20 protein-coding genes, 1 tRNA gene and 1 pseudogene are annotated in these 25,696 nt (G+C 72.6%); 11 read left to right on the forward strand and 11 right to left on the reverse strand.

Annotated elements, in window-relative coordinates:
- The first annotated feature begins 377 nt into the window (after nucleotides 1-377).
- Complete coding sequence (locus tag ACWGKU_RS02240; RefSeq protein ID WP_452179952.1) at nucleotides 378-2,660, forward strand: transglycosylase domain-containing protein; 2,283 nt, start codon at nucleotides 378-380, stop codon at nucleotides 2,658-2,660.
- A 179-nt stretch (nucleotides 2,661-2,839) separates the two neighbouring features.
- On the opposite strand, the gene ACWGKU_RS02245 is transcribed toward ACWGKU_RS02240, so the two are convergent.
- Nucleotides 2,840-3,292: a GatB/YqeY domain-containing protein gene (locus ACWGKU_RS02245; protein WP_359905693.1), complete on the reverse strand. Its 453-nt coding sequence runs from the start codon at nucleotides 3,290-3,292 to the stop codon at nucleotides 2,840-2,842.
- 744 nt (nucleotides 3,293-4,036) lie between these two features.
- Here ACWGKU_RS02245 and ACWGKU_RS02250 point away from each other — a divergent pair.
- The 7 genes from ACWGKU_RS02250 (at nucleotide 4,037) to ACWGKU_RS02280 (ending at nucleotide 10,807) form a co-directional block, all read left to right on the forward strand.
- Nucleotides 4,037-5,329, forward strand: a complete 1,293-nt coding sequence (locus tag ACWGKU_RS02250) for a helix-turn-helix domain-containing protein (RefSeq protein WP_452179951.1) — start codon at nucleotides 4,037-4,039, stop codon at nucleotides 5,327-5,329.
- A gap of 191 nt (nucleotides 5,330-5,520) precedes the next feature.
- Nucleotides 5,521-6,294 carry a CGNR zinc finger domain-containing protein gene (locus tag ACWGKU_RS02255; protein WP_452179950.1) on the forward strand — a complete coding sequence of 258 codons (774 nt, stop codon included), beginning with the start codon at nucleotides 5,521-5,523 and terminating at the stop codon, nucleotides 6,292-6,294.
- On the forward strand, nucleotides 6,294-7,238 hold the full coding sequence (locus ACWGKU_RS02260) for a metallophosphoesterase (protein ID WP_380358346.1): 945 nt from the start codon (nucleotides 6,294-6,296) through the stop codon (nucleotides 7,236-7,238). The genes ACWGKU_RS02255 and ACWGKU_RS02260 overlap by 1 nt, the downstream gene beginning before the upstream one ends.
- A gap of 100 nt (nucleotides 7,239-7,338) precedes the next feature.
- Nucleotides 7,339-7,412 (forward strand) — tRNA-Pro (locus ACWGKU_RS02265).
- Between the two features lie 305 nt (nucleotides 7,413-7,717).
- Nucleotides 7,718-8,815 carry a DNA cytosine methyltransferase gene (locus ACWGKU_RS02270; protein ID WP_452179949.1) on the forward strand — a complete coding sequence of 366 codons (1,098 nt, stop codon included), beginning with the start codon at nucleotides 7,718-7,720 and terminating at the stop codon, nucleotides 8,813-8,815.
- Between the two features lie 72 nt (nucleotides 8,816-8,887).
- Nucleotides 8,888-9,751 carry an NgoMIV family type II restriction endonuclease gene (locus ACWGKU_RS02275; protein WP_452179948.1) on the forward strand — a complete coding sequence of 288 codons (864 nt, stop codon included), beginning with the start codon at nucleotides 8,888-8,890 and terminating at the stop codon, nucleotides 9,749-9,751.
- Between the two features lie 60 nt (nucleotides 9,752-9,811).
- On the forward strand, nucleotides 9,812-10,807 hold the full coding sequence (locus tag ACWGKU_RS02280; RefSeq protein WP_452179947.1) for a NaeI family type II restriction endonuclease: 996 nt from the start codon (nucleotides 9,812-9,814) through the stop codon (nucleotides 10,805-10,807).
- Between the two features lie 48 nt (nucleotides 10,808-10,855).
- Here ACWGKU_RS02280 and ACWGKU_RS02285 read toward each other — a convergent pair whose 3' ends face one another.
- Complete coding sequence (locus ACWGKU_RS02285; RefSeq protein WP_452179946.1) at nucleotides 10,856-13,672, reverse strand: ATP-binding protein; 2,817 nt, start codon at nucleotides 13,670-13,672, stop codon at nucleotides 10,856-10,858.
- A gap of 246 nt (nucleotides 13,673-13,918) precedes the next feature.
- On the opposite strand from ACWGKU_RS02285, the gene ACWGKU_RS02290 reads away from it, so the two are divergent.
- From ACWGKU_RS02290 to ACWGKU_RS02300, 3 genes are all read left to right on the forward strand, one after another.
- Nucleotides 13,919-14,296 carry a nuclear transport factor 2 family protein gene (locus tag ACWGKU_RS02290; protein ID WP_359905678.1) on the forward strand — a complete coding sequence of 126 codons (378 nt, stop codon included), beginning with the start codon at nucleotides 13,919-13,921 and terminating at the stop codon, nucleotides 14,294-14,296.
- A 399-nt stretch (nucleotides 14,297-14,695) separates the two neighbouring features.
- Entirely contained in the window at nucleotides 14,696-16,552 is a 1,857-nt protein-coding gene (locus ACWGKU_RS02295) for a S9 family peptidase (protein WP_452179945.1), read from the forward strand.
- Complete coding sequence (locus ACWGKU_RS02300; protein ID WP_452179944.1) at nucleotides 16,549-17,244, forward strand: hypothetical protein; 696 nt, start codon at nucleotides 16,549-16,551, stop codon at nucleotides 17,242-17,244. Before ACWGKU_RS02295 ends, ACWGKU_RS02300 begins: the two co-directional genes overlap by 4 nt.
- 27 nt (nucleotides 17,245-17,271) lie before the next feature.
- On the opposite strand, the gene ACWGKU_RS02305 is transcribed toward ACWGKU_RS02300, so the two are convergent.
- From ACWGKU_RS02305 to ACWGKU_RS02345, 9 genes and pseudogenes are all read right to left on the reverse strand, one after another.
- Complete coding sequence (locus tag ACWGKU_RS02305; RefSeq protein ID WP_452179943.1) at nucleotides 17,272-18,051, reverse strand: SURF1 family protein; 780 nt, start codon at nucleotides 18,049-18,051, stop codon at nucleotides 17,272-17,274.
- A 137-nt stretch (nucleotides 18,052-18,188) separates the two neighbouring features.
- On the reverse strand, nucleotides 18,189-19,340 hold the full coding sequence (locus ACWGKU_RS02310) for a hypothetical protein (RefSeq protein WP_452191315.1): 1,152 nt from the start codon (nucleotides 19,338-19,340) through the stop codon (nucleotides 18,189-18,191).
- A gap of 232 nt (nucleotides 19,341-19,572) precedes the next feature.
- Nucleotides 19,573-20,118 (reverse strand): SigE family RNA polymerase sigma factor, encoded by a 546-nt coding sequence (locus tag ACWGKU_RS02315; protein WP_359905665.1) that lies wholly within the window; start codon nucleotides 20,116-20,118, stop codon nucleotides 19,573-19,575.
- A 290-nt stretch (nucleotides 20,119-20,408) separates the two neighbouring features.
- Complete coding sequence (locus tag ACWGKU_RS02320) at nucleotides 20,409-21,566, reverse strand: aspartate-semialdehyde dehydrogenase (RefSeq protein ID WP_452179941.1); 1,158 nt, start codon at nucleotides 21,564-21,566, stop codon at nucleotides 20,409-20,411.
- 46 nt (nucleotides 21,567-21,612) lie between these two features.
- On the reverse strand, nucleotides 21,613-22,893 hold the full coding sequence (locus ACWGKU_RS02325) for an aspartate kinase (RefSeq protein WP_359905659.1): 1,281 nt from the start codon (nucleotides 22,891-22,893) through the stop codon (nucleotides 21,613-21,615).
- A 369-nt stretch (nucleotides 22,894-23,262) separates the two neighbouring features.
- A complete protein-coding gene (locus ACWGKU_RS02330; protein ID WP_359905656.1) occupies nucleotides 23,263-23,976 on the reverse strand; it encodes a DUF5063 domain-containing protein in 714 nt (237 codons plus the stop codon).
- Nucleotides 23,969-24,568 (reverse strand): recombination mediator RecR, encoded by a 600-nt coding sequence (gene recR / locus ACWGKU_RS02335; protein ID WP_316522617.1) that lies wholly within the window; start codon nucleotides 24,566-24,568, stop codon nucleotides 23,969-23,971. Before recR ends, ACWGKU_RS02330 begins: the two co-directional genes overlap by 8 nt.
- A 287-nt stretch (nucleotides 24,569-24,855) precedes the next feature.
- Nucleotides 24,856-25,194 carry a YbaB/EbfC family nucleoid-associated protein gene (locus ACWGKU_RS02340; RefSeq protein ID WP_359905653.1) on the reverse strand — a complete coding sequence of 113 codons (339 nt, stop codon included), beginning with the start codon at nucleotides 25,192-25,194 and terminating at the stop codon, nucleotides 24,856-24,858.
- Between the two features lie 189 nt (nucleotides 25,195-25,383).
- Nucleotides 25,384-25,696 (reverse strand): annotated as a pseudogene (locus ACWGKU_RS02345) (DNA polymerase III subunit gamma and tau); the annotation flags it as partial.

Genomic DNA, 25,696 nt, shown 5'->3' on the forward strand with positions numbered 1-25,696 from the left:
TGACCCGATTGGACTATGGGTATCAATCAGCTCACTCGTTGGAGTGATCGCAGGTCGCACGCCTTGCCAAAAGCGGAGCCCGCACTCTCGCCACAGGAGTCACCACGGAGCGTGACTGAACACACGGGTACAGTAGGCCACAGCTGCCTCAAAACCCGGCCATCACAGGGCATTCCGGGCAAGTCTCCTCGCCCACAAGAGTGAGCGATGTTGACGCACCGAAGCTGTCGCAAGCTTGTGACAAGCCTAGGCGAACGCCTGCCGCTGTGTGCGGGAATCCGCGACGTAGGGTTCTCCCCATGGCACCGAAGCGCCCACAGGCACCCCAGCCCCCAGGCAACACCGGAGCTCCGCGCGGCAGGACCGGCGGATCACCGTTGGAGCACGCCGGCAACGGCGTGAAGTTCCTGGGCGTCAGCGTGCTCTCCGGAGTCCTGCTGGCCGGTCTCGCCCTGCCCGCCGTCGGCGCCATCGGGCTGACCGCCAAGGACACGGCGGAGAGCTTCGACAACATCCCGGACGACTTCAAGACCCCGCCGCTCACCCAGGCCACCCAGATCTTCGACGCCAAGGGCGGGCTGATCGCCAAGGTCTACGAGCGCGACCGCACGGTCCTGACCGTCGATCAGATGTCGCCGTTCATGCGCCACGCCCAGGTGGACATCGAGGACGCCCGCTTCTACGAGCACGGCGCCGTCGACCTCAAGGGCATCCTCCGCGCGGTCAGCAAGAACGCGGAGAGCGGCACCGCCTCCCAGGGCGCCTCCACGCTGACCCAGCAGTACGTGAAGAACGTCAACGTGGAGAAGGCCGGCGACGACCAGGCGGCCGTCCTGGAGGCCCAGCGCAAGACCCTGGGCCGCAAGATCCAGGAGCTCAAGGTCGCCATCAAGCTGGAGGAGGACCTGTCCAAGGACCAGATCCTCACCAACTACCTCAACATCACCTTCTACGGCCACCAGGCCTACGGGGTCGAGGCCGCCTCCCAGCGCTACTTCAGCAAGAGCAACAAGGACCTGACCGTCGCCGAGGCCGCCACCCTGGCCGGCATGGTGCAGAACCCGTCGTCCTACGACCCGGTGCGCTACCCCGAGAACACGGTCAAGCGCCGCAACGTCGTGATCGACAAGATGCTGGAGAACAAGCACATCACCGCCGACCAGGCGAAGGAGGCGAAGGCCGCCCCGCTGGGCCTGAAGTACAAGGACCCGCAGAACGGCTGCATCACCGCCCAGGCCGGCATGGGCTTCTTCTGCGACTACGTCCGCCACGTGGTCAAGCAGGACCCGGCCTTCGGCAAGAACGCCGACGAGCGCAAGAAGGTGTGGAACACCGGCGGCCTGAACATCTACACCACGCTGGATCCGGACAAGCAGGCCGCCGCGCAGAACGCCGTCACCAAGAAGGTCAACGTGACCGACACGGTGTCGGCCGCCGCGACCATGATGGAGCCGGGCAGCGGCAAGATCCTGGCGATGGCCCAGACCCGCCCGTACGGCCTGGACCCGAACAAGAACCAGACCGTCGTCAACCTCAACGTGGACGCCGCGATGGGCGGCGGCAACGGCTTCCAGACCGGTTCGACCTTCAAGCCGATCCTGGCCGCGGCCGCGCTGGAGTCGGGCATGTCGAACACCCAGGCGTTCCCGTCCGAGAACAAGATCGAGTACCCGCAGATGTCCACCTGCTCGGGCACCTGGAAGAACACCGTCAAGCCCAAGGAGACGGTGAAGAACGAGCAGGACAGCGAGGTCGGGCCGTACCAGCTGAAGGAGGCCATGGCCCGCTCGGTCAACACCTACTTCGTGCAGATGGAGCAGCAGGTCGGCCTCTGCGCGATGAAGCAGATGGCGAACAAGCTGGGCATCACCCAGTCCGCCAAGGGCGACGCCTTCCAGGAGGTGCCCTCGATGGTCCTCGGCACCCTGGAGCTCTCCCCGCTGACCATGGCGAACGTCTACGCGACCTTCGCCGCCCGCGGCAAGTACTGCACCCCGATCGCGATCAACAAGATCACCACGGTGGACGGCAAGGACATCCCGGTCCCGCAGTCCCAGTGCAGCCAGGCCTTCTCCGAGCAGACCGCGGACTCGCTCAACGCCGTCCTGCTCAACGTGACCGAGAAGGGCACCGCGGCCGCCCTGACCATGGACGACGGCCGCAAGATCGCCGGCAAGACCGGTACCACCGACGAGAAGAAGGCCGCCTGGTTCAGCGGCTACACCCCGTCGCTGGCCGCCGCGGTCTGGCTCGGCGGCCCGGCCGGCGGCGTCAAGATGAAGAACATCACCATCGGCGGCAAGTACTACCCCGAGGTGTTCGGCGCCGACGGCCCCGGCCCGATCTGGGCGATGGCGATGAACCAGGCTCTCAAGGGAACGCCGCTGGAGCCGATCCAGACCGCCAACATCCCGGACCCGCAGCCGGCCGCTCCCCCGGCGGGCGCCACCGCACCGGCCACCGACCCGAACGCCCCGCAGCCCGGCGGCAACCCCCCGCCGCCGCAGCAGGGCGGCAACCCCGGTCAGCCCGGCGGCCAGCCCGGCGGGCTCCCCGGTGGACTGCCCGGCGGCTTCCCCGGCGGGTTCACCTTCCCGCCCTTCCCCGGCAACGGGAACGGGAACGGCGGCCGGCACGGCGGCGGCAACGGGAACGGCTGACCCGTCCCGGGCCGCGAACGGCCGACACGGCGAAGGGGCGCCCTCCAGTGCGGAGGGCGCCCCTTCGGCGTGCTGCCGGGGCGGCGCACGACCGGGGCGGGGCGTCACCTGGGGGCGTCACCTGGGCGACGGGACGGGACCGGCGGACCGGCGTCCGCGGGGGTGTCCGGGCACCCGGCTCAGGCCAGGGCGGCCTTCACGGCCGCGGCGACCCGGCCGCCCTCGGCCAGACCGTCGACCTTGGGCTTCACCAGCTTCATGACGGCGCCCATCCCCTGCGGGCCGCTCGCACCGCTCTCGGCCACGGCGGCCGCCACGATCGCGGCCAGTTCCTCGTCGGAGAGCTGCTTGGGCAGGTAGGTCGCCAGCACCTCGCCCTCGGCCCGCTCCCGGGCCGCCTGCTCCGTCCGGCCCGCCGTGTCGAAGGCCTCGGCCGCCTCCCGGCGCTTCTTCGCCTCGCGGCCGATCACCTTCAGCACATCGGCGTCGGACAGCTCGCGCTTCTGCTTGCCCGCCACCTCCTCGCTGGTGACGGCGGCCAGCGTGAGCCGGATGGTGGACGCGCGCAGCTCGTCCCGGTCCTTGATGGCAGCCGTGAGGTTCTCGTGCAGCTGCTCCTTGAGCGTTGTCATTTCCTCTTCTTATCCTTCGGCTGTGGGTGGGCTCAACCGGGTTTCCCTGGGCACCCACCGGGGTTTCCGCAGTTGAACGAGTATCCCCCGAGAACCCCGGCCGGCATCCCCGACAACCCCGGCCGAGGGCGCCCGACAGCCCGCCGGACGGCGCCGATCCGACCCGGGAACGGGCGGCGGTCGATTCCATGAACAATCGATGCCCGACTCCGGGAACAAGCGACGGGATTCGGCCACGGTGGCCGATAATGCTTGCACAATATCGGCCGCAATGCCGAAAATTGCCGGATCCGGAGCGAAGTTGCCGGTCCCGGAGGGGCAAATCGAACACTGTGACCGCTTCGCCGAAAATAGTCCGCGTAGTACACTCGTTCGCGCGTCGCTTGAGCAGCCGATGGCGGCGATCACCTCACCTCGAATCACCGTCGAATCATCGCCGAAGACCGCCACGAACAACTGCGACAACCCGTCATCACGTCCCCGATTCATTATTCCACGGCACTGGCACACTGCCGCCCAGGCACCTGGCGGCCCTGACACCTGGCGGCCCGGGTCCCTTGCGCCCCCTGCCGGAACGAGCGCGCACGCCCGCACTCCGCCCGGCTGCCCGACCGCCCGGCGACAGTGATCGCTTTTCGGAGCGATGGGCGCCGTAAAAGCGGCGCATCGAGTTCTGACTTTTATTCTGCTCACAACAGCAGGAAGCGCGGGGGAATGGACAACAATCAGCTTCGATCGATGTTGGTGACCCAACGGAAGATGGTCGGCTGGAGCCAGGAGCAATTAGCCGAACACTCCACTGTCAGCGTCCGCACCATTCGCAACCTGGAAACCGGCGCCATCAAGAATCCGCGACGCAGTTCCGTGGAACTCCTGGTGGGCGCGCTGTTCGCCGCGGCGACCAACCGGGACGACACCCTGCTCTCCCAGGTCGTTCACGCGGGCGCCCCGGCCGGGCTGCCGCCCACCCGGCCGGAACCCGGATTCCCGGCCCGCGTCGCCGAGCTCCCGGACAACGCGCGGTGGCGGGGACTGCGACCCAAGACGGACATCACCGTCGGCCGACGGGCCGACCTGCTGCACGTCGTGACCGCCCTGCGACCGGGCCGTCCGCTGGTGCTCACCGGACCGGCCGGGGTCGGCAAGACCCGGCTGGCGCTGGACTCTGCCGCCCACCTGCTGGACCGCTTCCGGGACGGCGTCGTGGTCCTGGAGCTCGGCTCGGTCACCCCCGAGGCCGTCGACCCGGCGGCCGCCTCGGCCCAGGCCCAGCGCGCGCTCGACGCCCTCCTCCGGGGCTTCGGCCGCGACCCGCGGACCGGCCCCGAGCTGCAGCTGCTGCTGGTCGTCGACAACGCCGAGCACGTCATCGACACGGTGGCCCGGCAGGTCAGGACACTGCTGGCGCGGCACCCGGCACTCCACATCATGATCACCTCGCTGCGGGCGCCCGCCGGGGTCCCCGCCGACCTGTGGGAGGTCTCACCGCTGTCGGTCGACCACCCGGACGGCCCGTACGGCTGCCCGCCGGCCGCCGAGCTGTTCTGCCACCGGGTGCACTCGGTCGCCCCGACGCTCGACCTCGGCGACCAGATGCCGCAGGTGGTCGAGCTCTGCCGACGCCTCGGCGGCCTGGCGCTCGCGATCGAGAACGCCGCCGTGCGGATGCGCTCGGTGCCCCTGCACGTCCTGGTGGACGAGTGCCGGGTGCTGCCGATCCTCGGCCAGGAGGAGGTCGGCGGGCTCTCCCACCACCGCTCGCTGCACCGCAGCCTCGCCTGGGCGTACGGACTGCTCGACGAACGGCAGCGCCGGGCACTCAGACGGCTCTCCCGGTTCCCCGAGGAGTTCTCCATCGACGACATCCGGAAGGAACCCGTCGACGGCGGCGGCCCGGCCGGCCGGGAGCCCTCCCGCAACCTCGACGTCCTGGCCGAACTGGTCGACTTCTCCGTCGTCCAGGTGAATCGCGGCCACCAGTACGCGTACCGGGTCCCCCGGATGATGCGCGAGTACGTCAACGCCATTCCGGCCTGAGGCCGGCCCGCGCCCCCGTCGCCCGGAGTGCCGCTCCGGGCGACGGGGATGCCGGGCGACGGGGTGCTCCGCACCTCCGGGCGGAACCTCCTGACCAAGGGTCAGCCCTTCCGCCCGGCAGCGGCCCGCCCCTCTCCGTTCCCCCTCCGGCCCCGTAACCCGTCTTCCCGGTTACACCTATCCTGGGGCGCATGACCGACGGAGACGACCCGGTCCCCCGGAACGCGGCCGACGCGACCGACCCTGCCGACCCGGCCGACCCGGCCGCCGCACCGCCCGACGGCACGGCCGGCCGGCACACCCCGCCCGGGCTGGTCCTCACCACCCCCGGAGGCAGCCGCTTCCACTTCGACCCCGGCGCCCTCTGCCTGGAACTGCTCACCACCGGCGGACCCGGCCCGTACGCCCGGTACGAGGTGCTGCACCGGCCCGCCGACCTCGCCGCCTGGCTCCCGCCGTCCCGGCTGCGGCTGCCCGCCGACGCCGTACGGATCTCCCCCGCCGAGCTCACCGCCACCCGCACCCTCCGCGACGCCCTGTGGCACCTGGCCGCCGCCCGCGCCCACGGCCGCCCCGGCGAACCCGAGGACTACGCCGTCCTCAACCGGGCCGCCGAGCACCCGCCGCTGGTCCCCCGGATCGCCCCGGACGGCACCGCGGCCGCCCCACCACCCGCCGACGGAGCCCAGCTGGCCTCCACCCTCGCCCGGGACGCCATCGCCCTGCTCACCGGCCCGTACGCGGACCGGATCCGGGAATGCGGCGCCCACGACTGCCGACTGATCTTCGTCGACACCTCGCGCCCCGGCCGCCGGCGCTGGTGCTCGATGGAACGCTGCGGCAACCGCCACAAGGTCCGCTCCCTGCGCGCCCGCCGAGAGACCGAGGAGACGCCCCCGGCCGCCGCCCTCCCCGCCGACTCCGGGCGTGCGCCCGCTGATCCACCGTCTGAGAGCATGGGCTGATGCGACCGCTGTACTCCGTTCCCCTCGGCATCGCCGCCGCCGGCACCGCCTGCCTCGCCTACTCCGTCGGGTACGAGGTCCGGGCCTTCCGCCTCCGCCGGATCGAGGTCCCCGTCCTCCCGCGCGGCGCCCGCCCGATCCGGGTCCTCCAGGTGTCCGACATCCACATGGTGAGCGGGCAGGGCAAGAAGCAGCGCTGGCTGAAGAGCCTGGCCGGCCTGCGCCCCGACCTGGTGGTCAACACCGGCGACAACCTCTCCGACCCGCTCGGCGTCCCGGCCACCCTCGACGCGCTCGGGCCCCTCATGGAGTTCCCCGGCGTCTACGTCTTCGGCTCCAACGACTACTACGGCCCGGCCCGCAAGAACCCGGCACGCTACCTCCAGGCCATGCGCAGCGGCGCCCACGGCATGAACAACCCCGACGGCACCGCCCGCCGCGGCATCACCGGAGCCGTCCACAACCCGTGGGAGAAGCTCCGCGACGGCTTCGACGGGGCCGGCTGGCTCGACCTCACCAACACCCGCGGCCGGCTCACCGTGAACGGGCTCGACCTGGAGTTCACCGGCCTCGACGACCCCCACATCCGCCGCGACCGCTACAGCGACGTCGCCGGCGGCCCCTCCGCCGACGCCGACCTCTCCCTCGCCGTCGTCCACGCGCCCTACCTGCGCGTCCTCGACGCCTTCACCGCCGACCGCTACCCGCTGATCCTGGCCGGCCACACCCACGGCGGCCAGCTCTGCATCCCCTTCTACGGCGCCCTGGTCACCAACTGCGACATCGACACCCGCCGGGTCAAGGGCCTCTCCACCCACACCGCCGGCGGCCACCGCTCCCACCTCCACGTCTCGGCCGGCTGCGGCACCAACCGCTACACCCCCGTCCGCTTCGCCTGCCCGCCCGAGGCCACCCTCCTCACCCTCGTCCCGGCCCCCCGCTGACCCCCGCCGGACGCCCACCCGAAACCGGATTTCGTGTCTCGGCGAGCGTCCGGTAGAGTTCTACTCGTCGCGAAGGAGACGGAGCGACAAACCGCAAGACCGGGGTGTGGCGCAGCTTGGTAGCGCGCTTCGTTCGGGACGAAGAGGCCGTGGGTTCAAATCCCGCCACCCCGACCCAGTAAGACCAGCTCAGGGCCGGTCTCCCGCAAGGGAGACCGGCCCTGAGTGGTTGTCACGTCCTTTCGGGGAGACCTCGGCCCGGCATTCGCCTTGGACCGGCCATCGGCGGGGACCCAAACGCCGACCGGTGGTGACCTGCGCAGAGGCATTCGCCCCCCGGCGCCGGGCAACGGTGCACAACGTCCGTTGTCAGTGCATCGAGGTACGCTGCATGGTCGCCAGCAAGCGGCCGTCAAAGCGGGCACCCAGGCTCATCGAGCCACGTACCGTCGCCCCGTTACGACAATCAGGAGAACCAAGTGCAGCCCACCAAGATCGTGGATCTGTTCGCCGGCCCCGGGGGGCTCGACGTGGCGGCAGACAAGCTCGGCATCCCCACGGTGGGCATTGAATGGGACTCCGCCGCGTGCACCACACGCCGAGCCGCCGGCCTGGAGACGTGGGAAGGCGATGTCCGCATGTTCGGACCGTCGAACTGCCCCGAAGCCGACGTGCTGGCCGGAGGCCCTCCCTGCCAGACCTTCACCGTCGCGGGCTCGGGCGCCGGGCGCCGGGCCCTCGACCAGGTGTTGGAGTTCGTCGGGCGGCTCATCGCCCGGGAGGATCGCGAAGAGATCCAGAAGGACCTGGCCAAGCTCGACGACGAGCGGACGGGTCTGGTGCTGCAGCCCCTCATGTGGGCTCTCGACGCAATCGACTCCCCCGACCGAAAGCCCTACAAGGCAATTGTCCTCGAACAGGTACCGGCCGTACTTCCGGTGTGGACGGCCTACAAGAAAGCATTCGAGGGCGAGGGCTACCAGGCGGACTGCGGCATCCTGCACACCGAGGCGTTCGGCATCCCGCAGACCCGCCGCCGGGCCGTGTTGATCGCCCGGTACGGCGACGAACCTGTCAAGCTCCCGGCACCCACCCACCGCGTCTACCGCAAGGGCGTCGGGCGCGACGAGGGAGACGAGAACCTTCTGGAGTGGCGGACCATGGACGAAGTGATCGTCCGCGAAACCGACTTCGAAGTGATCTCCAACTACGGCACCGGCGGCGATCCCAAGGCCCGCGGTCGACGCCGCTCGACCGAGCCGTCGGCCACGGTCACGGGCAAGATTTTCCGCAATCGCATGGTCGGCCCCGGCGACGTGGAGCTCGAGCGTTTCACGTATTCCGAAGCCGGTCGTCTGCAGACCTTCCCGGCCGACTACCCTTGGCGCGGCCGCGATGTCGGTCAGCAGATCGGCAACGCGGTTCCTCCACGTCTCGCCATGCACGTCCTGTGCGCCGCCTTCGGATGGGACGCACCGTCCGACGCCATGCTGCGGGACCTCGACTCCTGGGGTTCGCGGGGCACCGACGAGCCGGACGTCGACGACCCGACGGGCAGGGACCAGCAGAGCAACTGAGCGGGGCCGGAGAGAACAGCCAACGGCGAGCGTCCGCGTCGCGCACGAACGTCGACGATCCGAGGGGGAGCGATGCCCGCGTCCTTTGTCACCGACCTGTGCGGCTACCGGAACGGCAAGCCGAACACCAGCGACAGCAGCAAAGCCGATTCCGTCGAGCTGGGTCGGCTCTTCTTCGAACAGCTCGGAGTGCCCAAGGAGAAGGACGCCGAGAAGAACGACCACACGTGGAGCATGGCCATGGTCGCCGATCTGAACGGAAAGCTGGAGAAGGTCGCTCCGCACCTCACGGTCGAACGGGAGCGGCACGCCCACGACTTCGAACAGTACGCGCACCTGGGGGCCATGCAGCGGCTGGCCGACGAAGACTCGCTACCGCTCGACAACGCCGTGAAGGATCTGCAGAACCACCTGCCGACGGCCGAGGAAGGCGGGGAGGAGACGTCCGTCCTGGTGAAGGCCCTGCTCAATGCCCTCGACGAATCCCGAGCCAGGCGTCGTCCGCTGCTCGATGCCCTGGGTGACGAGTCACTGCCGAAGCTGGACATATCCGTCCACCGTCCGCTCGACGACGCGGCGATCGGCCGGCCTCACCTCGTGGCGGGGTTCTCACTCAAGTGGTCGCTCAGGACCGACCGGCTGCAGGACCCACGCACCCATGGTGCCAAGATGGCCACCCTCCGTCGAGGGCGCATGCCTCACTTCGCAGCCGTCACGATGGAACCCCGTCCGTACTTCCTGGCACGACTCGGGCAGGGCACGGGGGATCTCGACTGTGTCTACCACCTCCATCTCCCGGCTCTCACCGCCGCGGTGGACGAATACTACTCTGCGACGAAAAATCACCTGAAGACGCGCGACACCTTCCACCGCATGGTGGAACAGCGCCGCTTGCGCGACTACGACGATCTCGTCGCCTATCTGGGAACGCTCTAGCCAGGCGATCCGACAGAACCGCCTCCTGACAGCACGGTTCGCGCCCCATATGGTCGATCCGTGACCTACGAAGCGCCGCTCTTCCCCGTCCCGTCCGATGGCACCCCCCACTCAGATCGCCTCGACGACCCCGGCCTCAGCGCCGTCGAGGAATGGTTGCTCGACCAGAGAGACCACAGAAGGCGATTCGGGCAGGTCTTCCGCAGGGCCATCGACGAGGTCCTGGATGGACAGCGCACGGGCCGGTACGACCTCTACATCAAGGAAGGCCCGGGCCGGGTCGAGAGCACCGAGAAGACGTATCTCGGCACCAAGGTCGAGATCGTCACCCGAGCCGAGTTCGACCTCGGCTACGGGAACCCCATGGACTACGTCATCGCCGATGAGCACGTCGACGCGAAGTTCACCGTGGGCGGGACCTGGATGATCCCGAAAGAGGCCATGAACCACATTTGCCTCCTGATGCGTGCCGACGACCGAACGGGGTCCTTCCAGGTCGGGATACTCCGGATACAGCCCGACGTCCTCACCACCGGGCCGAACGGCGATCAGAAGAGAAGTGTTTCGGCCGCAGGCAAGGCCCGGATCCGTTGGATCGTCCAGGATGGCGAACTACCGGACAACCTCCTGCTCCGTCTCCGGGAGGCCGACCCCAAAACAGTCCGGTCCATCTTCCGCGCCTCGGACGGTTACCGCGGATCCGGCAATGGCGGCCAGCTGCGCGTCAACGAACTCTTCCGTCGGGTACGGGGCCGAATCGTCGACCGCACCACCGTGGTCACCGTCGCCACCCAGCACGACGGTCTCAAGCGCGCACGGGACTCGCGCAAGCACCTCAGGCCGGAAGGCATCATCGTGATCGGCCATCTGAAGCCCTACCCGCAGATCGCGGAAGAATTGGGCCTGCCCGTCCCTGAAAAGGGCTCCTTCGTGTCGGTGAAGTTGACGGAGCTGGACGAACTCAGCACCCGTCGATCGACCGTCATCGACGGTATCCGGTACGGAACCTGGGCTGAGGGCGACCCGGCCTGCGAAGCACCTGAGATCAAGGGATAAAGCCCGGGGCTCGATGGTGTTCGGCAACACGTCAACGTGATTCACGGGTCAGAGGACGGTGGTCAGTTCGGTGCGGGAGGTGATGTTGAGCTTGGGGTAGGCCTTGTAGAGGTGGTGGGCGACGGTGCGGGGGCTGAGGAAGAGCTGGGCGGCGATGTCGCGGTTGGTGAGGCCCTGGGCGGCGAGGCGGGCGATCTGGAGTTCCTGGGGGGTGAGGGGGGACTGCGGGGTGCCGGTGGGGGTGGCCGGGGCGGGGGTGCCGGTGGCGGAGAGTTCGGTGCGGGCGCGGGCGGCCCAGGGGTGGGCGCCGAGGCGGTCGAAGGTCTCCAGGGCGGCGCGCAGGTGGGGGCGGGCGTCGGTGCGGCGGCGGGTGCGGCGCAGCCATTCGCCGTAGAGGAGGGCGGTGCGGGCCTGTTCGAAGGGGCGGTGGGCCGTCGCGTGCCGGGAGAGGGCGGCGCGGTAGGCGGTCTCGGCGAGTTCGTCGGGGCCGAGCAGGGCCTGGCAGCGCAGGCGGAGGGCCTCGGCCCAGGGGCGGTCGGCGGCGGCCGTCCAGCGGGCGAAGCGCTCGTAGGGTTCGGCGGCGCGTTCGGGGGTGCCGAGGCGGACGGCGGCCTCGACCAGGTCGGGGACGGCCCGGGTGGCGCTGATGTGGTGCCGGTGCGGGCCGGTGGTGAGGGTGTGCAGCCGGTCGGCGGCGTCGCCGGCGCGGCCCTGGCCGAGGTCGAGCAGGGCGAGCGCCCACTGGACCCAGGCCAGGCCGGCCGCGGGGGCGGCGGTCTGCGGGCCGGTGGTGGCGAGGGCGGTCGCGGCGAGTTCGGCGCAGCGGTCGGCGCGGCCGTCCAGCGCGGCCAGGCAGGCGAGCAGCGCGGTGAGTTGGCTGACCCACTGGTGCTGGCCGGTGTCCCGGGCGAGGCCGAGGCCTTCGGTGGCGGTGAGTTCGGCGTCGCGGTGCCGGCCGTGGAAGAGTTCGGCCTCGGCCAGGAAGAACTGCAGGGTGGGCATCACTCCGACGGTGCCCTTGGCGCGGGCTTCGGCGATCAGTTCGGCGGCGAGTTCGGCGGTCTCCTCGTCGCGCCCGAGGACCAGGGTGGCGCCGCACAGCTGGACCAGGTCGACCGGGCTGTCGGCCCCCGCCCGGCGGGCGGCCTCCACGGCCTCCCGGACGGGCCGAAGCGGCGTGGCGGGCCGGCCGAGCGCGGGCAGGACGGCCGCGGGCAGGTGGCGGGCGAGCGGGGCGAGGGGGTCGTCGGCGGCGAGCGGCAGGACCGCCAGGCGGTCCAGGACGGCGACCACCGGCTCCTCCCCCGCGTACCAGGCGGCGTGGAAGGCCTGGAGCAGCATCCGGGCGGCGTACATCGGGTCGATGTCGGTGCCGGCGGCGTCGAGCAGCAGCCGGTGGGCGGTCGGGTGCGCGCCGCGCCAGAAGTGCGCGGTGGCCCGGACCTGGTCGAGCAGGGCGTGTGCCAGGACGTTGTCGGTCCGGCCGGAGGCCTCGTCGGCGAGCGCCTCCGCGCAAGCCAACTCGCCTTCCTCAGTGGCGGCTTCGGCGGCCAGGACGAGCCGGCGGGTGGCGCTGTCGCGGTCCGGGGTGAGCCGGGCGGCGCGCTCGTACGCGGCGGCCCCGCCGTGGCCGCCGCGGCGCTCGGCGCGGACGGCGGCGCGCTCCAGCGCGTCGGCGAGGCCCGCGTCGGGGCCGGTGGCGGCCAGCGCGAGGTGCCAGGTGCGGCGGTCGCCGTCCGGCAGGGCCCGCGCCACGGCCTGATGGACCGTCGTCTTCTGGTGGTGCGGAGCGCGTTGGAGGATCGCGGAGCGCAGCAGGGGGTGCCGGAAGGCGATCCGGCGGTCGGCGGTGACCGTCGCCAGGCCGGACTCCTCGGCGGGCGCGAGGTGTTCGGCGGTGACGCCGAGGGCGGCCGCTGCGGGCAGGACGACGTCCAGCGCCCCGCTCTCCTCGGTGGCGGCGACCAGCAGCAGCGTCTGGGTGGCCGCGGGCAGGCCGGTGACCTGGCCGTGGAAGGCGATCAGCAGCCGGCTGGTGAGCGGCAGGCCGCCCGGCGCCGACGTGTGCGGCCCCGCGGCGACCGGGAGTTCGGTGAGTGCGAGCGGGTTGCCGGCCGCCTCGGCGAGCAGCCGGTCGCGCGCGGCGGCGGGCAGGCCGGGACCGGCCCGCCGGGCCAGCAGCCGGGTGGCGTCGGCCTCGGACAGTCCGGTCACCTGTCGTTCGGGCAGTCCCAGCGGACGCTCCGCCGCGCCGGTGGTGGCCCCGGGGCCACCACTGGTGCGGGCGGCGAGCAGCAGGGCCACCCCCTCGGCCTGGAGGCGTCGGGCGGCCAGCAGCAGCGCGTCCAGTGAGGCCCGGTCCAGCCACTGCACGTCGTCCATGACGCACAGCAGGGGCTGGTCGGCGGCGAGTTCGGCGAGCAGACCGAGCGTGGCGAGCCCGACGAGCAGCCGGTCGGCGCGCCCTTCAGCGGCGGCCGGGCCACCGGCGACCGAGCCATCGGCTGCCGGGCCATCGGCGACCGGAACGCCGTCCACCCCGCGGCCGCCCGGCCGGCCCTCGTCGGAGAGCCCGAACGCCGCCTCCAGCGCCCGCCGTTGCGGCCCGGGCAGGGCGTCCAGCCGGTCCAGGCCGGGTGCGAGCAGCAGGCTCAGCCCGGCGTACGGCAGCTCGGCCTCGTACTCGACGCCGGCCGCCCGGATCACCCGGAACGACTCCCCCGCCCGCGCCACCGCGTCGTCCAGCAGCGCGGTCTTGCCGATGCCGGCCTCGCCCCGGAACAGCAGCACCCCGCTGCGGCCGGCCCGCGCCGCGTCCAACAGGCCGTCCACGGCGGCCTGTTCGCTTTCCCTCCCGTACAGCATGCCCCGACCCTACCCACCCGGGCCCGCACCGCCGTCGGCACCGGCAGCGACGCCACTACCGACGCCACTACCGACGCCACTACCGACACCGGTACCGGCACACCGCCGCGCGCCCCCGCCCACCCCGGCGGAGGCTACGTACCCCCATGCCCATACGTGACGGATTCGCCGCCCGCCGCCCGTCCGTACCGTGGTGAGCACCGGGAACGGCCCGGCCAACCACCCACCGGAACACGGGAGATGACGATGACCGAGATCACCACCGCCGCCCTCCAGCAGCTCGCCGAGCGCTACCTCGCGGTGTGGAACGAGACCGACCCGGCGGCCCGCCGCAAGCTGGTCGACGAGGTGTGGGCCGAGGACGGCCGCTACACCGACCCGCTGGCCGCCGTCACCGGACGGGACGCCGTCGACGCGTTGATCGGCGCCGCCCAGGCCCAGTTCCCGGGGCTGGAGTTCACCCTCGGGCCGGTCGACGCCCACCACGACATCGCCCGCTTCACCTGGAACCTGGGCCCGGCCGGCGCGGAGCCGGTGGTGATCGGCTTCGACGTGCTGGCGGCCACCCCGGACGGCCGGATCGGCGCGGTGTACGGCTTCCTCGACCGCGTGCCGGGCGCCTGAGCCGCAACCGGGGCCGGGCGCCTGGGCCACAGACCGCCGCGCTGCCCGAGGGGCGGACAACCCCCACCGCGCCCGCCCCTCGGCGCCGGACTGGCCCTCACCGCGTACGGCGCCGCGGACGGCAGTGTCCGGTGGCCGGCGCTCGGGATCGCGCTGATCGGCCTGGTCCACTGCGGCGCCGGCGGCTCGACCGCCGCGGTAGGCCGCAGCGTCCTCGCCCTGGCGTCGCTGGCGCCGGTGCCCGTGGGCCTGGTCCGGTTCCTGCGGCTGGGAACGCCGCCCGGGGGCCGGTCCCCGCACGCCCCGGAGCGGCCGTGGCGGGATCCCGGCACGCGGGGCGGGTGGCCGAAGCCCACCCGCCCGTTCCCTTCCCTCCCCCCGATCGGGTTGGATGGTCGGATGAGCGAGGAGAAGAGCGCCGTACCGGCGTGGGAGCAGCGGTTCAGGGCGGCCCGGGTGTCCCTGCCCGACTGGGCCGAGGACGCCCCCGACCGGGCGTTGTACGTGTCCAACGCGACCGGCACCTACGAGGTCTACGCCTGGGACCGCGCCACCGGCGCCCACCGCCGGGTGACCGACCGTCCGAACGGCACCACCGACGCCGAGCTGTCCCCCGACGGCGACTGGGTCTGGTGGTTCGACGACCACGACGGTGACGAGTTCGGCGTCTGGCGCCGCCAGCCGTTCGCGGGCGGCCCCGACGAGGAGGCCGTGCCCGGCCTCGCCGCTTCCTACTCGGCCGGCCTGGCCCTCGGCCGCGACGGCACCGTGGTCGTCGGCCGCTCCACCGACGAGGACGGCACCACCCTGCACCTGCGCCGCCCCGGCAGCGCCGAGCCGGTCGAGATCTACCGGCACGAGGAGTACGGCGGCATCGGCGACCTCAGCCATGACAGCACCCTGCTCGCCATCGACCACACCGAGCACGGCGACGCGATGCACTCCGCGATCCGGGTCGTCCGCGTCACCGGGGACGGCGGTGTCGAGACCGTCGCCGAGCTGGACGAGGTCACCGGCCGGGACGAGCCGCGCGGCGTCGCCTGCCTGGGCTTCGCGCCGGTCGAGGGCGACACCCGGCTGCTGGTCGCCCACCAGCGCACCGGCCGCTGGGAGCCGATGATCTGGGACGTCGCCACGGGCGCCGAGACCGCTCTCCCGCTGCGCGACGAGCAGGGCCGCGAACTGCCCGGCGACGTCTCCGCGCAGTGGCGCCCCGGCGCCGGTGAGCTGCTGGTGGAGCACGAGTACGAGGCCCGCAGCGAGCTGTTCTCGTACGGGCTCGCCGACGGCCGGCTGACCCGCCTGGACACCCCGCGCGGCACCGTCGGCGGCGCCACCGCCCGTCCGGACGGCACCGTCGAGTACCTGTGGTCCTCCGCCGCCGAGCCCTCCGCCGTCCGTTCCACCGCCGGTACGGTCGTGCTGCGGGCGCCCGGCGCGGTGCCGCCCGGTTCGGTGCCGGTCGAGGACGTCTGGGTGGACGGGCCCGGCGGGCGGGTGCACGCCCTGGTGCAGCGGCCGTCGACGGCCGCCCCGGGCCCGTACCCGACCGTGTTCGAGATCCACGGCGGCCCGACCCACCACGACAGCGACTCCTTCGCCGCCGGTCCGGCCGCCTGGCTGGACCACGGCTTCGCGGTGGTCCGGGTCAACTACCGCGGTTCGACCGGCTACGGCCAGGCCTGGACGGACGCGCTGCACGAGCGGGTCGGCCTGATCGAGCTGGAGGACATCGCGGCGGTCCGCGTCTGGGCCGTCGACAGCGGCCTCGCCGACCCGGCCCGGCTGGTGCTCACCGGCGGCAGCTGGGGCGGCTACCTGACCCTGCTCGGCCTCGGCGTCCAGCCCGACAGCTGGGCCCTCGGCGTCGCCGCCGTGCCGGTCGCGGACTACCACACCGCGTACGCCGACGAGATGGAGGCGCTCAAGTCGCTGGACCGCACGCTCTTCGGCGGCACCCCGCAGGAGGTGCCGGAGCGTTTCACCGCCTCCTCGCCGCTGACCTACGTCGAGCAGGTGCGGGTGCCGGTGTACATCAGCGCCGGGGTCAACGACCCGCGCTGCCCGATCCGGCAGATCGACAACTACGTCGAGCGGCTGGAGCAGCTCGGCAAGCCGCACGAGGTGTACCGCTACGACGCCGGGCACGGCTCGCTGGTGGTGGAGGAGCGGATCAAGCAGCTGCGACTGGAGATCGAGTTCGTCCGGCGGCACCTGGGCGCGGCCGGGAGCGACGCAGACGGAGGGGCGGCGTGAGACGTCTGCTGCTGCTCGCGGGGGTGGCGGTGGCCGGGGCCCTGGTGCTCAGCGGCTGCTCGGGGTCGCGGCCGGAGGTCGCCTCCTGCCCGCCACCGGCCGGCCCGCCGGTGCCGAGCTCCTCGGTCATCGCGCCCAAGCCGGCCGTGCCGACCACCACCGCACCGCCGACCGGCGCCGTACCGCCCGCCGGCGCCGTCCCACCGACCGGTGCTGTACCGCCCGCCGGTGCCACGCCGCTCGCCACGGCGACCAGGGCGAGCGCACCGGGCGCGGGGAGGGCGGGCGGGATCGCGGGCGGGGTCGCGGGCGGGGTCGCGGGCACGGCCGTCCTGGCGGCGGCGTACGAGTCGACCGACCCGGACGGCACCGTCGAGCTCGCCAAGGGTTCGAAGGGGTCCGGCGGCTCCTCGGGCTCCTCGGGTTCCTCCGGCTCGAAGGGCTCCAAGGGGTCGAAGACCGGTCGCACCGTGCACCACCACATCGACCACTACGACTCCGACGACCACAACGGCAACGGCAGCGGCAGCGGCAACGGCCACTGCCACAGCGACCCGACGCCGCTGCCCACCGGCTCGTCCTCCCCGACCCAGCAGCCGCTCCCGACGCCGACACCGGCGGCGCCGACACCGACAGCGCCCCCACCGGCGGTCAAGCCGACAGTGGCACCGGCCCTGCCGACCAAGCGCTGAGAGCGGGGTCGGACCAGGACGCGCCGGTCAGTCCAGGACCGGGTCCAGCCCGAGGGCCCGGTCCTGCTCCGCCTCCGCCTCGCGGCGCACCAGGCGGAACCACATGAAGACGACGAACCCGGCGAAGACGAACCACTCCAGGGTGTAGCCCAGGTTCTGGAACGCGCGCAGGGTGAGCCCGTCGCCGCCCTGGGGCTGCACGGTCGGTACCGGGGCCAGCCCGGCGGGCGCGTCGTCGGCGGCCACCCAGCCGTCGTACCAGCCGTCGTACTCCAGCACGTTCAGCAGCGACGCCCGGTTGATCATGCCGAGCTGCCCGGTCGGCAGACCGCCCGCCACCGCGCCGTTGCTGCCCACGGCCTCGTTGGCCTGCAGGCGACCGGTCACCGTCACCTCTCCGCCCGGCGGCGACCCGGCGGCGGCCGGGTCCCCGCCCGCCCAGCCGCGCACCACGGCGACGGCGTGACCGTCGGCGGTGCGCAGCGGGGTGAGCACGTAGTAGCCCTGCTTGCCGTCCACCACCCGGTTGGGGACGAGCAGTTGGTGCTCGCTGTCGTAGGTGCCGGTCACCGTGACCGTCCTGCCGACGGTCTCCGTGCTCACCTGCGGAGTCGCCTGGTTGAGCAGCGCGTCGATCGGCCGGGCGTCACTCGAAGCGGTGACCGCCTGCTGGGTCTCCTGGTGCGTGGACACCCGGTCCTCGAACCGGCCGAGCTGCCAGGAGCCCAGCCACAGGCACACCGCCACGGCCGCCACGGCCACGACGGTACCGCCGAGCCAGCGCGAAGTCAGGAGGAACCGGTACACACCCCCACGGTAACCACTCCTCACACCCGCCCGGCCCCCGGGCCCCGGCCACGGCGGCCGCCGGCCCGCCGCGGCCGCCCGTCGTCACCGCTGCCCGACGTCACCGCTGCCCGACGTCACCGCGCCGCCGCCCGCGGTCACCCCGCCGTCGGCGAGCCCGACGGCTGCGGCACCGAACCGCCCAGGTTCTGGACGCCGCCGCGGTAGACGGTGCCGCTGCACGCCACGGGCAGGGTCGCCGTGGCGGCCGCCGGGCTGCCGGGGGCGGGGGTGTGGGCGATGGTCACGGTGGACGGTGCGGCGGTCGGGCCGCCGGTCGGGGTCGGGGTCGGGCTGGGAGCCGTGCTGGGGCCCGCCGACGGGGACGAGGAGGCCGGCGGGTTGGCGCTGGGCTCGCTGGAGGGGACGGAGGCCGGGGCGCCGGGCTCGATGGCCGGGACGTCCGAGCGCAGGGCCACCTGGTTGACGCCGCTCGACGGGGTGGTCAGGGTGCCGGAGCCGGTACAGGTCCGGTCGGGGACCCAGGCGAACGGCACCCGGTACCCGGCCCGCGGCGCGAGCACCGGGGGCTCCCCGTCCATCGCGGGGAGGCCGGCCGCCGGGTCGCCCGGCGCGTGGTCGGCGGTGCGGATGCGTCCGCGGTCGCCGCCGCTGACGGCGGTGACCGCCACCGAGCCCGGCCCGCCGAGCCGGCAGCTGCGCACGGAGACGTTGTGGACGGTGAACGAGCCGTAGATCCGCCCGTCGCCGTCGGCCGTGCCGACCTGCGCGACGCCTTCGCCGAGGTCCGTCCGGGTGCAGAGCGGGACGATGCCGCCGTCGCCGACCCCGGAGGTCCCGGAGGGCGCGACACCGCCGTCGGTTTGCGTCAGCCCGCCGCCGGGGGTGTGCGGGGCCGCGGCCGTACCGGTCGGCGAGGTGGCGGCGCCGGTGCCGCCCGCGCCCGTCTGCGTGGCCGCCGCGGTGCCGCCGGCGGTACCGGCGGCACCGCTGGGGGACGCGGCGGCCGGGCTCTTGGCGTCGGCCGAGCCGGGACCGCCGGAGAGCCCGAGGTGCTCCCCCTCGTGCAGGACGGGCAGGCCGATCGCGACGGCGAAGGCGAGTGCGGCCGCCCCGGTCCAGGCGCCGCGCCGGGCGGCCCGGCGGCGGGGCACGGCCCGCCGGATCCGCGGCAGCCCGCCCACGGCGGGCTGGATACCGGAGACGGCGCCGTGCAGCCGCTCGCGCAGCGCCCGTTCGTCGGCGGAGAGGTCCAGGAGCTCCGGGACCTCACCCGCGGGGCCGTTCACACCGGGCTTCCCGGCCGCGTTCGGACTGGACGCGAGCGGACCCGGTGCGTTCGGACTCGGTGCGCGCGTACCCGGCGACTTCGACTCGGGCGCCGTCGACTCGGACGCGTGCGGCTCGGGCGCCGTCGGCTCGGGCGCGTGCAGCTCGGGCGCCGTCGACTCGGACGCCGTCGGCTCGGGCGCGTGCGGCCCGGACGCCCCGTCGACCGGTCGCCGACGGCCGTCGTCCGCCTCAGCCATGTCCGGCCTCCATCTGGACGCGGAGGGCGGCGAGTCCGCGGGAGCCGTAGGCCTTCACCGAGCCGAGCGAGATGCCCAGGGTCTCGGCGACCTGCGCCTCCGTCATGTCCACGAAGTAACGCAGCACCAGAACCTCCCGCTGACGGCGTTGCAGACCACGCAGCGCGGCCTTCAACTGGTCGCGCTCCAGGGCATCGTAGGCACCTTCTTCTGCACTGGCCATGTCAGGCATGGGCTTCGGCAGCAGTCGCAGCCCGAGGATGCGGCGGCGCAGCGTGGAGCGGGACAGGTTGACGACCGTCTGCCGCAGGTAGGCCAGGGTCTTCTCGGGCTCGCGCACCCTGCGCCGGGCGGCGTGCACCCGGATGAACGCCTCCTGGACGACGTCCTCGCACGTCGAGAGGTCGTCCAGGAGCAGTGCCGCGAGCCGCAGCAACGAGCGGTAGTGCGCCTGGTAGGTCTCGGTGAGCAGGTCCTCGCTGGTACCCGCGTCGGTACCGGCGCCGGAGTCCGCCGCACCGCGTGCGGCCGCCGTCATCTGGTCTTCTTCCGGCCTACTCGCAGGCCACGGGGCGCGCGACGGGAAGGGCACCGCGGCTCTCGCCGGTATGCCCGCCCTTGCCCCCACCATCACGTTCGCCACGCACGTTGGACACTCGATCCCCTGTCATGGTTGCCCGGCTCGGGGCCCATTCTTCCGCATCGGCGGAAGAGGCCTCCAGGGGATTCCCCCGGGATTCCGGACAGATTGTGTCGAGGAGCGAACACAGGTATGGACACAGCTGTGGACACAAGCGGGCACTTCGGAACGCGCGAGGGCCCCGGGACCTAGTACTCCGGCTTCTCCGGCCCCGTCGGCCCCGTCGGCTCAGCCGTCGCCGCCACGTCCGACTCCGCGTCCGACTCCGCGTCCGGCTCCGCGTCCACCGGCTCGCCCGCCGTCAGTTCCGCCGCCACCAGCTCGGCCAGCTGCACCAGGTTGAGCGCCGACCCCTTGCGCAGGTTGTCCCCGCACAGGAAGAGGTCCAGCGCGTCCGGCTCGTCCAGCGCCCGCCGGACCCTCCCGACCCAGACCGGGTCCGTCCCGACCACGTCGTTCGGCGTGGGGAACTCGCCGGCCGCCGGGTCGTCGTAGAGCACCACGCCGGGCGCGTCCCGCAGGATGTCCTGCGCGTGCTCCTGGGTGACCTCGCGTTCGAACCGCGCGTGCACGGCCAGCGCGTGGGTGCGGACGACCGGGATGTGGACGCAGGTCGCCGAGACCTTCAGGGCGGGCAGGCCGAGGACCTTGCGGGACTCGTCGCGGATGCCCGTCTCCTGGGCGGACCAGCCGCCCTCGCGCAGCCCGCCGGTCCAGGGCACCGCGTTGAGCACCAGCGGGGCGGCGAACGGCCCCTGATCGGCGATCAGCGCGCGCAGGTCACCGGTCTGCCGGCCGACGGCGGCACCCGCCACCAGCCCGGTCTGCGCGCGCAGCGTCGCCTCGCCGTCGCGGCCCTCGCCGTCGGCGGCCTGGTAGGAGGCGACCACGAGCTGCGCCAGCCCGTACTCGGCGTGCAGCGCCCCCACCGTGGCGATCATCGCGAGGGCGGTAGCGGCCGGACTGGCGACGATGCCGCGCGGGCGGATCCGCAGCGCGGCCGCGTTGACCTCCGGGACGACCAGCGGCACGTCCTCGGCGGTACGGAAGACGGCCGAGCCGTCGATCACCACGACGCCCTTGGCCGCCGCGATCGGCGCCCACTGCGCCGAGACCGGGTCGGGGACGGCGAACACCGCCACGTCGATGCCCGCGAAGGCCTCCTCGGCCAGCGGGACGACCTCGACGGCCTCCCCGCGCACCACCGCCTTGCGGCCGGCCGAGCGCGGGGAGGCGACGAGTCGGATCTCGCCCCAGACGTCCTGGCGGAGGGAGAGCAGCCCGAGCAGCACCTCGCCGACCGCGCCGGTGGCGCCGACGACGGCGAGGTTCGGACGCCGGGTCATCGCCCGGCGCCCCGGCAGGACCCGGTGACCCGGCCCCGCGTCCGGGTCATCGCCCGGTGCCGCCGTAGACGACGGCCTCGTCGCTCTCGCTGTCCAGGCCGAAGGCGCTGTGGACGGCGCGGACGGCCTCCGGCACGTCGTCGGCGCGGGTGACCACCGAGATGCGGATCTCCGAGGTGGAGATCAGCTCGATGTTGACGCCCGCGGCGGACAGCGCCTCGAAGAAGGTCGCCGTGACGCCCGGGTTGGAGCGCATACCGGCGCCGACCAGCGAGATCTTGCCGATCGCGTCGTCGTAGCGCAGCGACTCGTAGCCGATGCCCGCCTTGACCCGGCCCAGCGCGTCGATGGCCTTCTGGCCCTCGGTCTTGGGCAGGGTGAAGGAGATGTCGGTCAGGCCGGTCGACGCGGCGGAGACGTTCTGCACCACCATGTCGATGTTGACCTCGGCGTCGGCGATGGCGCGGAAGATGCGCGCCGCCTCGCCCGGCTTGTCGGGCACGCCGACGACGGTGACCTTGGCCTCGGAGGTGTCGTGGGCGACTCCGGAGATGATGGCCTGCTCCATCTCGCCCCCTTCGGGCTTGTTCGGGTTGTCGTTGCTGACGATCGTCCCGGGAAGACCCGAGAAGGACGAGCGTACGTGAATCGGGATGTTGTAGCGACGGGCGTACTCGACACACCGATCGAGCAGCACCTTGGAACCCGACGAGGCCAGCTCCAGCATGTCCTCGTAGGCGATCCAGTCGATCTTGCGGGCCTTCTTCACCACGCGCGGGTCGGCGGTGAACACGCCGTCCACGTCGGTGTAGATCTCGCAGACCTCGGCGCTGAGCGCGGCGGCGAGCGCCACGGCGGTGGTGTCCGAGCCGCCCCGGCCCAGCGTGGTGATGTCCTTGCTGGTCTGGGAGACGCCCTGGAAACCGGCCACGATCGCGATGTTGCCCTCGTCCAGGGCGGTGCGGATGCGGCCGGGCGTCACGTCGATGATGCGCGCCTTGTTGTGGACGGAGTCGGTGATGACACCGGCCTGGCTGCCCGTGAAGGACTGTGCCTCGTGCCCCAGGGATTTGATCGCCATGGCCAGCAGCGCCATGGAGATGCGCTCTCCAGCGGTCAGCAACATGTCGAACTCACGGCCGGCAGGCAGCGGTGACACCTGCTCCGCGAGTTCGATGAGCTCGTCCGTCGTGTCGCCCATCGCGGACACCACGACGACGACCTCATGGCCGGCCTTCTTGGTGTCAACGATCCGGCGGGCCACGCGCTTGATGCCTTCGGCATCCGCAACGGATGAGCCGCCGTACTTCTGCACGACAAGGCCCACGTGCGCTCCTCGACTCGAAGTCTTTTCCGGGGGCTCCGGGCCCCCGTACCCCCCTGGGGAGAGGGGGGTGCGGTCGTCGTCAGTCTACCGAGCAGGGGTGCTCCGACCGGCGCTTTCCATATGGTGAGACGGTAGTTTCAGCACGTGAGCGGCCGTGCGGGTGGCTCCGCCGCCAGGTCTGCGGGCGATTCGGTACGGCTCCGAAGAATCGGCGGATCGGGGGACGGCGATCCGGCCGGATTTCCTTTCCGGCCGGGGCGCTGAGGCATTCGTCACAATCCGAAAGGGCCGTCGCGGAATACCGCCCACCGGCTGCCGGCCACCGTGGCCGTGGGCCGTGGCCGTGCCCGGGCGCCGACAGCAGGCCGCCTACCGCCCGAGGCCGAGCTCGGCCGCCATCAGGTCGCCCGCCTGCTGTTCGAGCTGCTCGTCGGTGAGCCCGTCGTCGTCGGTGTCCGCGCCGTCCGGCACCGCGCCGAGCGGGCTGTCCAGCCGGACGTGGGCGATCAGCGACTGCAGGGCCCGCAGCACCGCCGTGCAGGTCGTGCCCCAGTTGGAGAGGTACGAGAACTGCCACCACCACAGCGCCTCGCTGATCCGGCCCTCGCGGTAGTGGGTCAGCCCGTGCTGGAGCTCGCTGACCACGCCGGCCAGGTCGTCCGAGATCCGGAAGGCGTTGGGCTTCTCCGGCGGGCCGTACGGGTCGAAGACCTCGTGGTAGACGTCGATCGGCGCGAGCAGCTCGGCGAGGCGCTCGCGCAGCTGCTCGCCGTCCGGCTCGGGACCGGCGTCGGGCTCGAAGCGGTCCTCCGGGACGACGTCCTCGATCGCACCCAGCCGGCCGCCGGCCAGCAGCAGCTGCGAGACCTCCAGGAGCAGCAGCGAGACCGCGCTGCCGGGCTCGTCGCCCTTGGCGACCTCGGTGACGGCGAGCACGAAGCTCTCCACCGAGTCGGCGATCTGCACGGCGAAGTCGTCCGGCTCCGAGCCGTGACCATGGATGTGCGGGGCGTGCGCCCCCGGTTCCCCGTGGGACTGCTGGTGGGGGGTGTGGGGCTGCTGGTTGATCGTCCGGTCAGACATCGAGCAGTCGTCTCCCTTCGAAGGCGCGACCGAGGGTGACCTCGTCCGCGTACTCCAGATCCCCGCCGACGGGCAGGCCGCTCGCCAGACGGGTCACCTTCAGGCCCATCGGCTTGCAGAGCCGGGCCAGGTAGGTGGCGGTCGCCTCCCCCTCCAGGTTGGGGTCGGTGGCCAGGATCAGCTCGGTGACCGTGCCGTCCGCGAGGCGCGACAGCAGTTCGCGGATGCGCAGGTCGTCCGGGCCGACGCCCTCGATGGGGCTGATCGCGCCGCCCAGCACGTGGTAGCGGCCGCGGAACTCGCGGGTGCGCTCGATGGCGACGACGTCCTTGGACTCCTCGACCACGCAGATGACGGCGAGGTCGCGGCGGGGGTCCAGGCAGACCCGGCACTGCTCGGCCTCCGCGACGTTGCCGCAGACCGCGCAGAAGCGGACCTTGTCCTTGACCTCCAGCAGCGCGTGGGCCAGCCGGCGCACGTCGGTCGGGTCGGCCTGCAACACGTGGAAGGCGATCCGCTGGGCGCTCTTGGGCCCGACGCCGGGCAGCCTGCCCAGTTCGTCGATCAGGTCCTGAACCACGCCCTCGTACAACGTCGCGCCTTCCCTCGGATGGTCGATGGTGCCGTATGCCCGGTGGTGGCCGGTGACGGCCGGTGGTGGCCTGCTGGTCCGTGGTGGCCTGGCGGCCGGTGGTGGCCTGACGGCCGGGTAGCGGACGACCGGTGGTACCGGACGGCCGGTGGTGCTCCGGTGCCATCATCCAACGAATCGGGCGTCGGACACAGCGCCCGACGCCCGACTCCCACATAAATCACATAGGTCTGTCGTCTGAACTTCAGACCTTCTGGAACGTAGAGCCGACGTTAGAACGGCCGACGCTAGAACGGCAGGCCGGGGATGCCGCCGCCCAGGCCCTGGGTCAGCGGGCCCATGCGCTCGGCCTGCATCTTCTGCGCGGTCTGGTTGGCGTCCCGGACGGCCGCCAGGATCAGGTCGGCCAGCGTCTCGGTGTCCTCCGGGTCCACGGCCGCCGGGGCGATGGTCAGCGCCACCAGCTCACCGGCGCCGGTCACCGTCGCCTCGACCAGGCCGCCGCCCGCCGAACCGTTCACCTTCGTCTCGGCCAGCTCCTGCTGGGCCTTGGCGAAATCCTGCTGCATCTTCTGCGCCTGCTTCAGCAGCTGCTGCATGTTGGGCTGGCCACCACCGGGGAACACGGCTGTCTCCTTGCTGTCACGGCTGTCATGCGGTGCTTCGTTCGTCACCGCCGAGCCTACGTGCTGCCCACCGCTCCGGGGCCCGGACCGGGGCCCGGCTCCGGGGCGGCTCAGGGTCGGCTCGGGGACGGCGCCGGGGCTCGGGCCCGGGCCGGTGCCGTCGCACGCGGGCGGGGCCCGGGGCCCGGCTCAGGAGCCCTGGTGGTGGATCTCCTCCAGCACCGTCGCGCCCAGCTCGCGGATGATCAGCTCCTGCCCGGAGAACACGTCCTCCTTCAGGTCCGGATCGTCCGCCTCCGGGATGTCGTCCTCCGGGGCCGCCGACCGCACCGGACGGGCCTGTGCGGCCTGGACCGGCGGGGCCTGCACCGGCGCGGGCTGCACGGGCGGCGCCTGGACGGGCGCCGGCGCGGCCTGGACCGGCGGAGCCTGCACCGGCGCCGGGGCGGGCGCGGGCATCGACGGCGCGGCCGCCGCCGGGCGCGCCGGGGCTCCACAGCCC

The organism is Kitasatospora sp. NPDC054768 (genome assembly GCF_053612025.1).

Excerpts from the sequence above, each read along its gene's own strand:
- ACWGKU_RS02295 (WP_452179945.1), top strand. The coding sequence starts at position 14,696 with ATGAGCGAGGAGAAGAGCGCCGTACCGGCGTGGGAGCAGCGGTTCAGG.
- ACWGKU_RS02330 (WP_359905656.1), bottom strand. The coding sequence starts at position 23,976 with ATGTCTGACCGGACGATCAACCAGCAGCCCCACACCCCCCACCAGCAG.
- ACWGKU_RS02320 (WP_452179941.1), bottom strand. The coding sequence starts at position 21,566 with ATGACCCGGCGTCCGAACCTCGCCGTCGTCGGCGCCACCGGCGCGGTC.
- ACWGKU_RS02275 (WP_452179948.1), top strand. The coding sequence starts at position 8,888 with ATGCCCGCGTCCTTTGTCACCGACCTGTGCGGCTACCGGAACGGCAAG.
- ACWGKU_RS02245 (WP_359905693.1), bottom strand. The coding sequence starts at position 3,292 with ATGACAACGCTCAAGGAGCAGCTGCACGAGAACCTCACGGCTGCCATC.
- ACWGKU_RS02260 (WP_380358346.1), top strand. The coding sequence starts at position 6,294 with ATGCGACCGCTGTACTCCGTTCCCCTCGGCATCGCCGCCGCCGGCACC.
- ACWGKU_RS02315 (WP_359905665.1), bottom strand. The coding sequence starts at position 20,118 with ATGACGGCGGCCGCACGCGGTGCGGCGGACTCCGGCGCCGGTACCGAC.
- ACWGKU_RS02290 (WP_359905678.1), top strand. The coding sequence starts at position 13,919 with ATGACCGAGATCACCACCGCCGCCCTCCAGCAGCTCGCCGAGCGCTAC.
- ACWGKU_RS02285 (WP_452179946.1), bottom strand. The coding sequence starts at position 13,672 with ATGCTGTACGGGAGGGAAAGCGAACAGGCCGCCGTGGACGGCCTGTTG.
- ACWGKU_RS02255 (WP_452179950.1), top strand. The coding sequence starts at position 5,521 with ATGACCGACGGAGACGACCCGGTCCCCCGGAACGCGGCCGACGCGACC.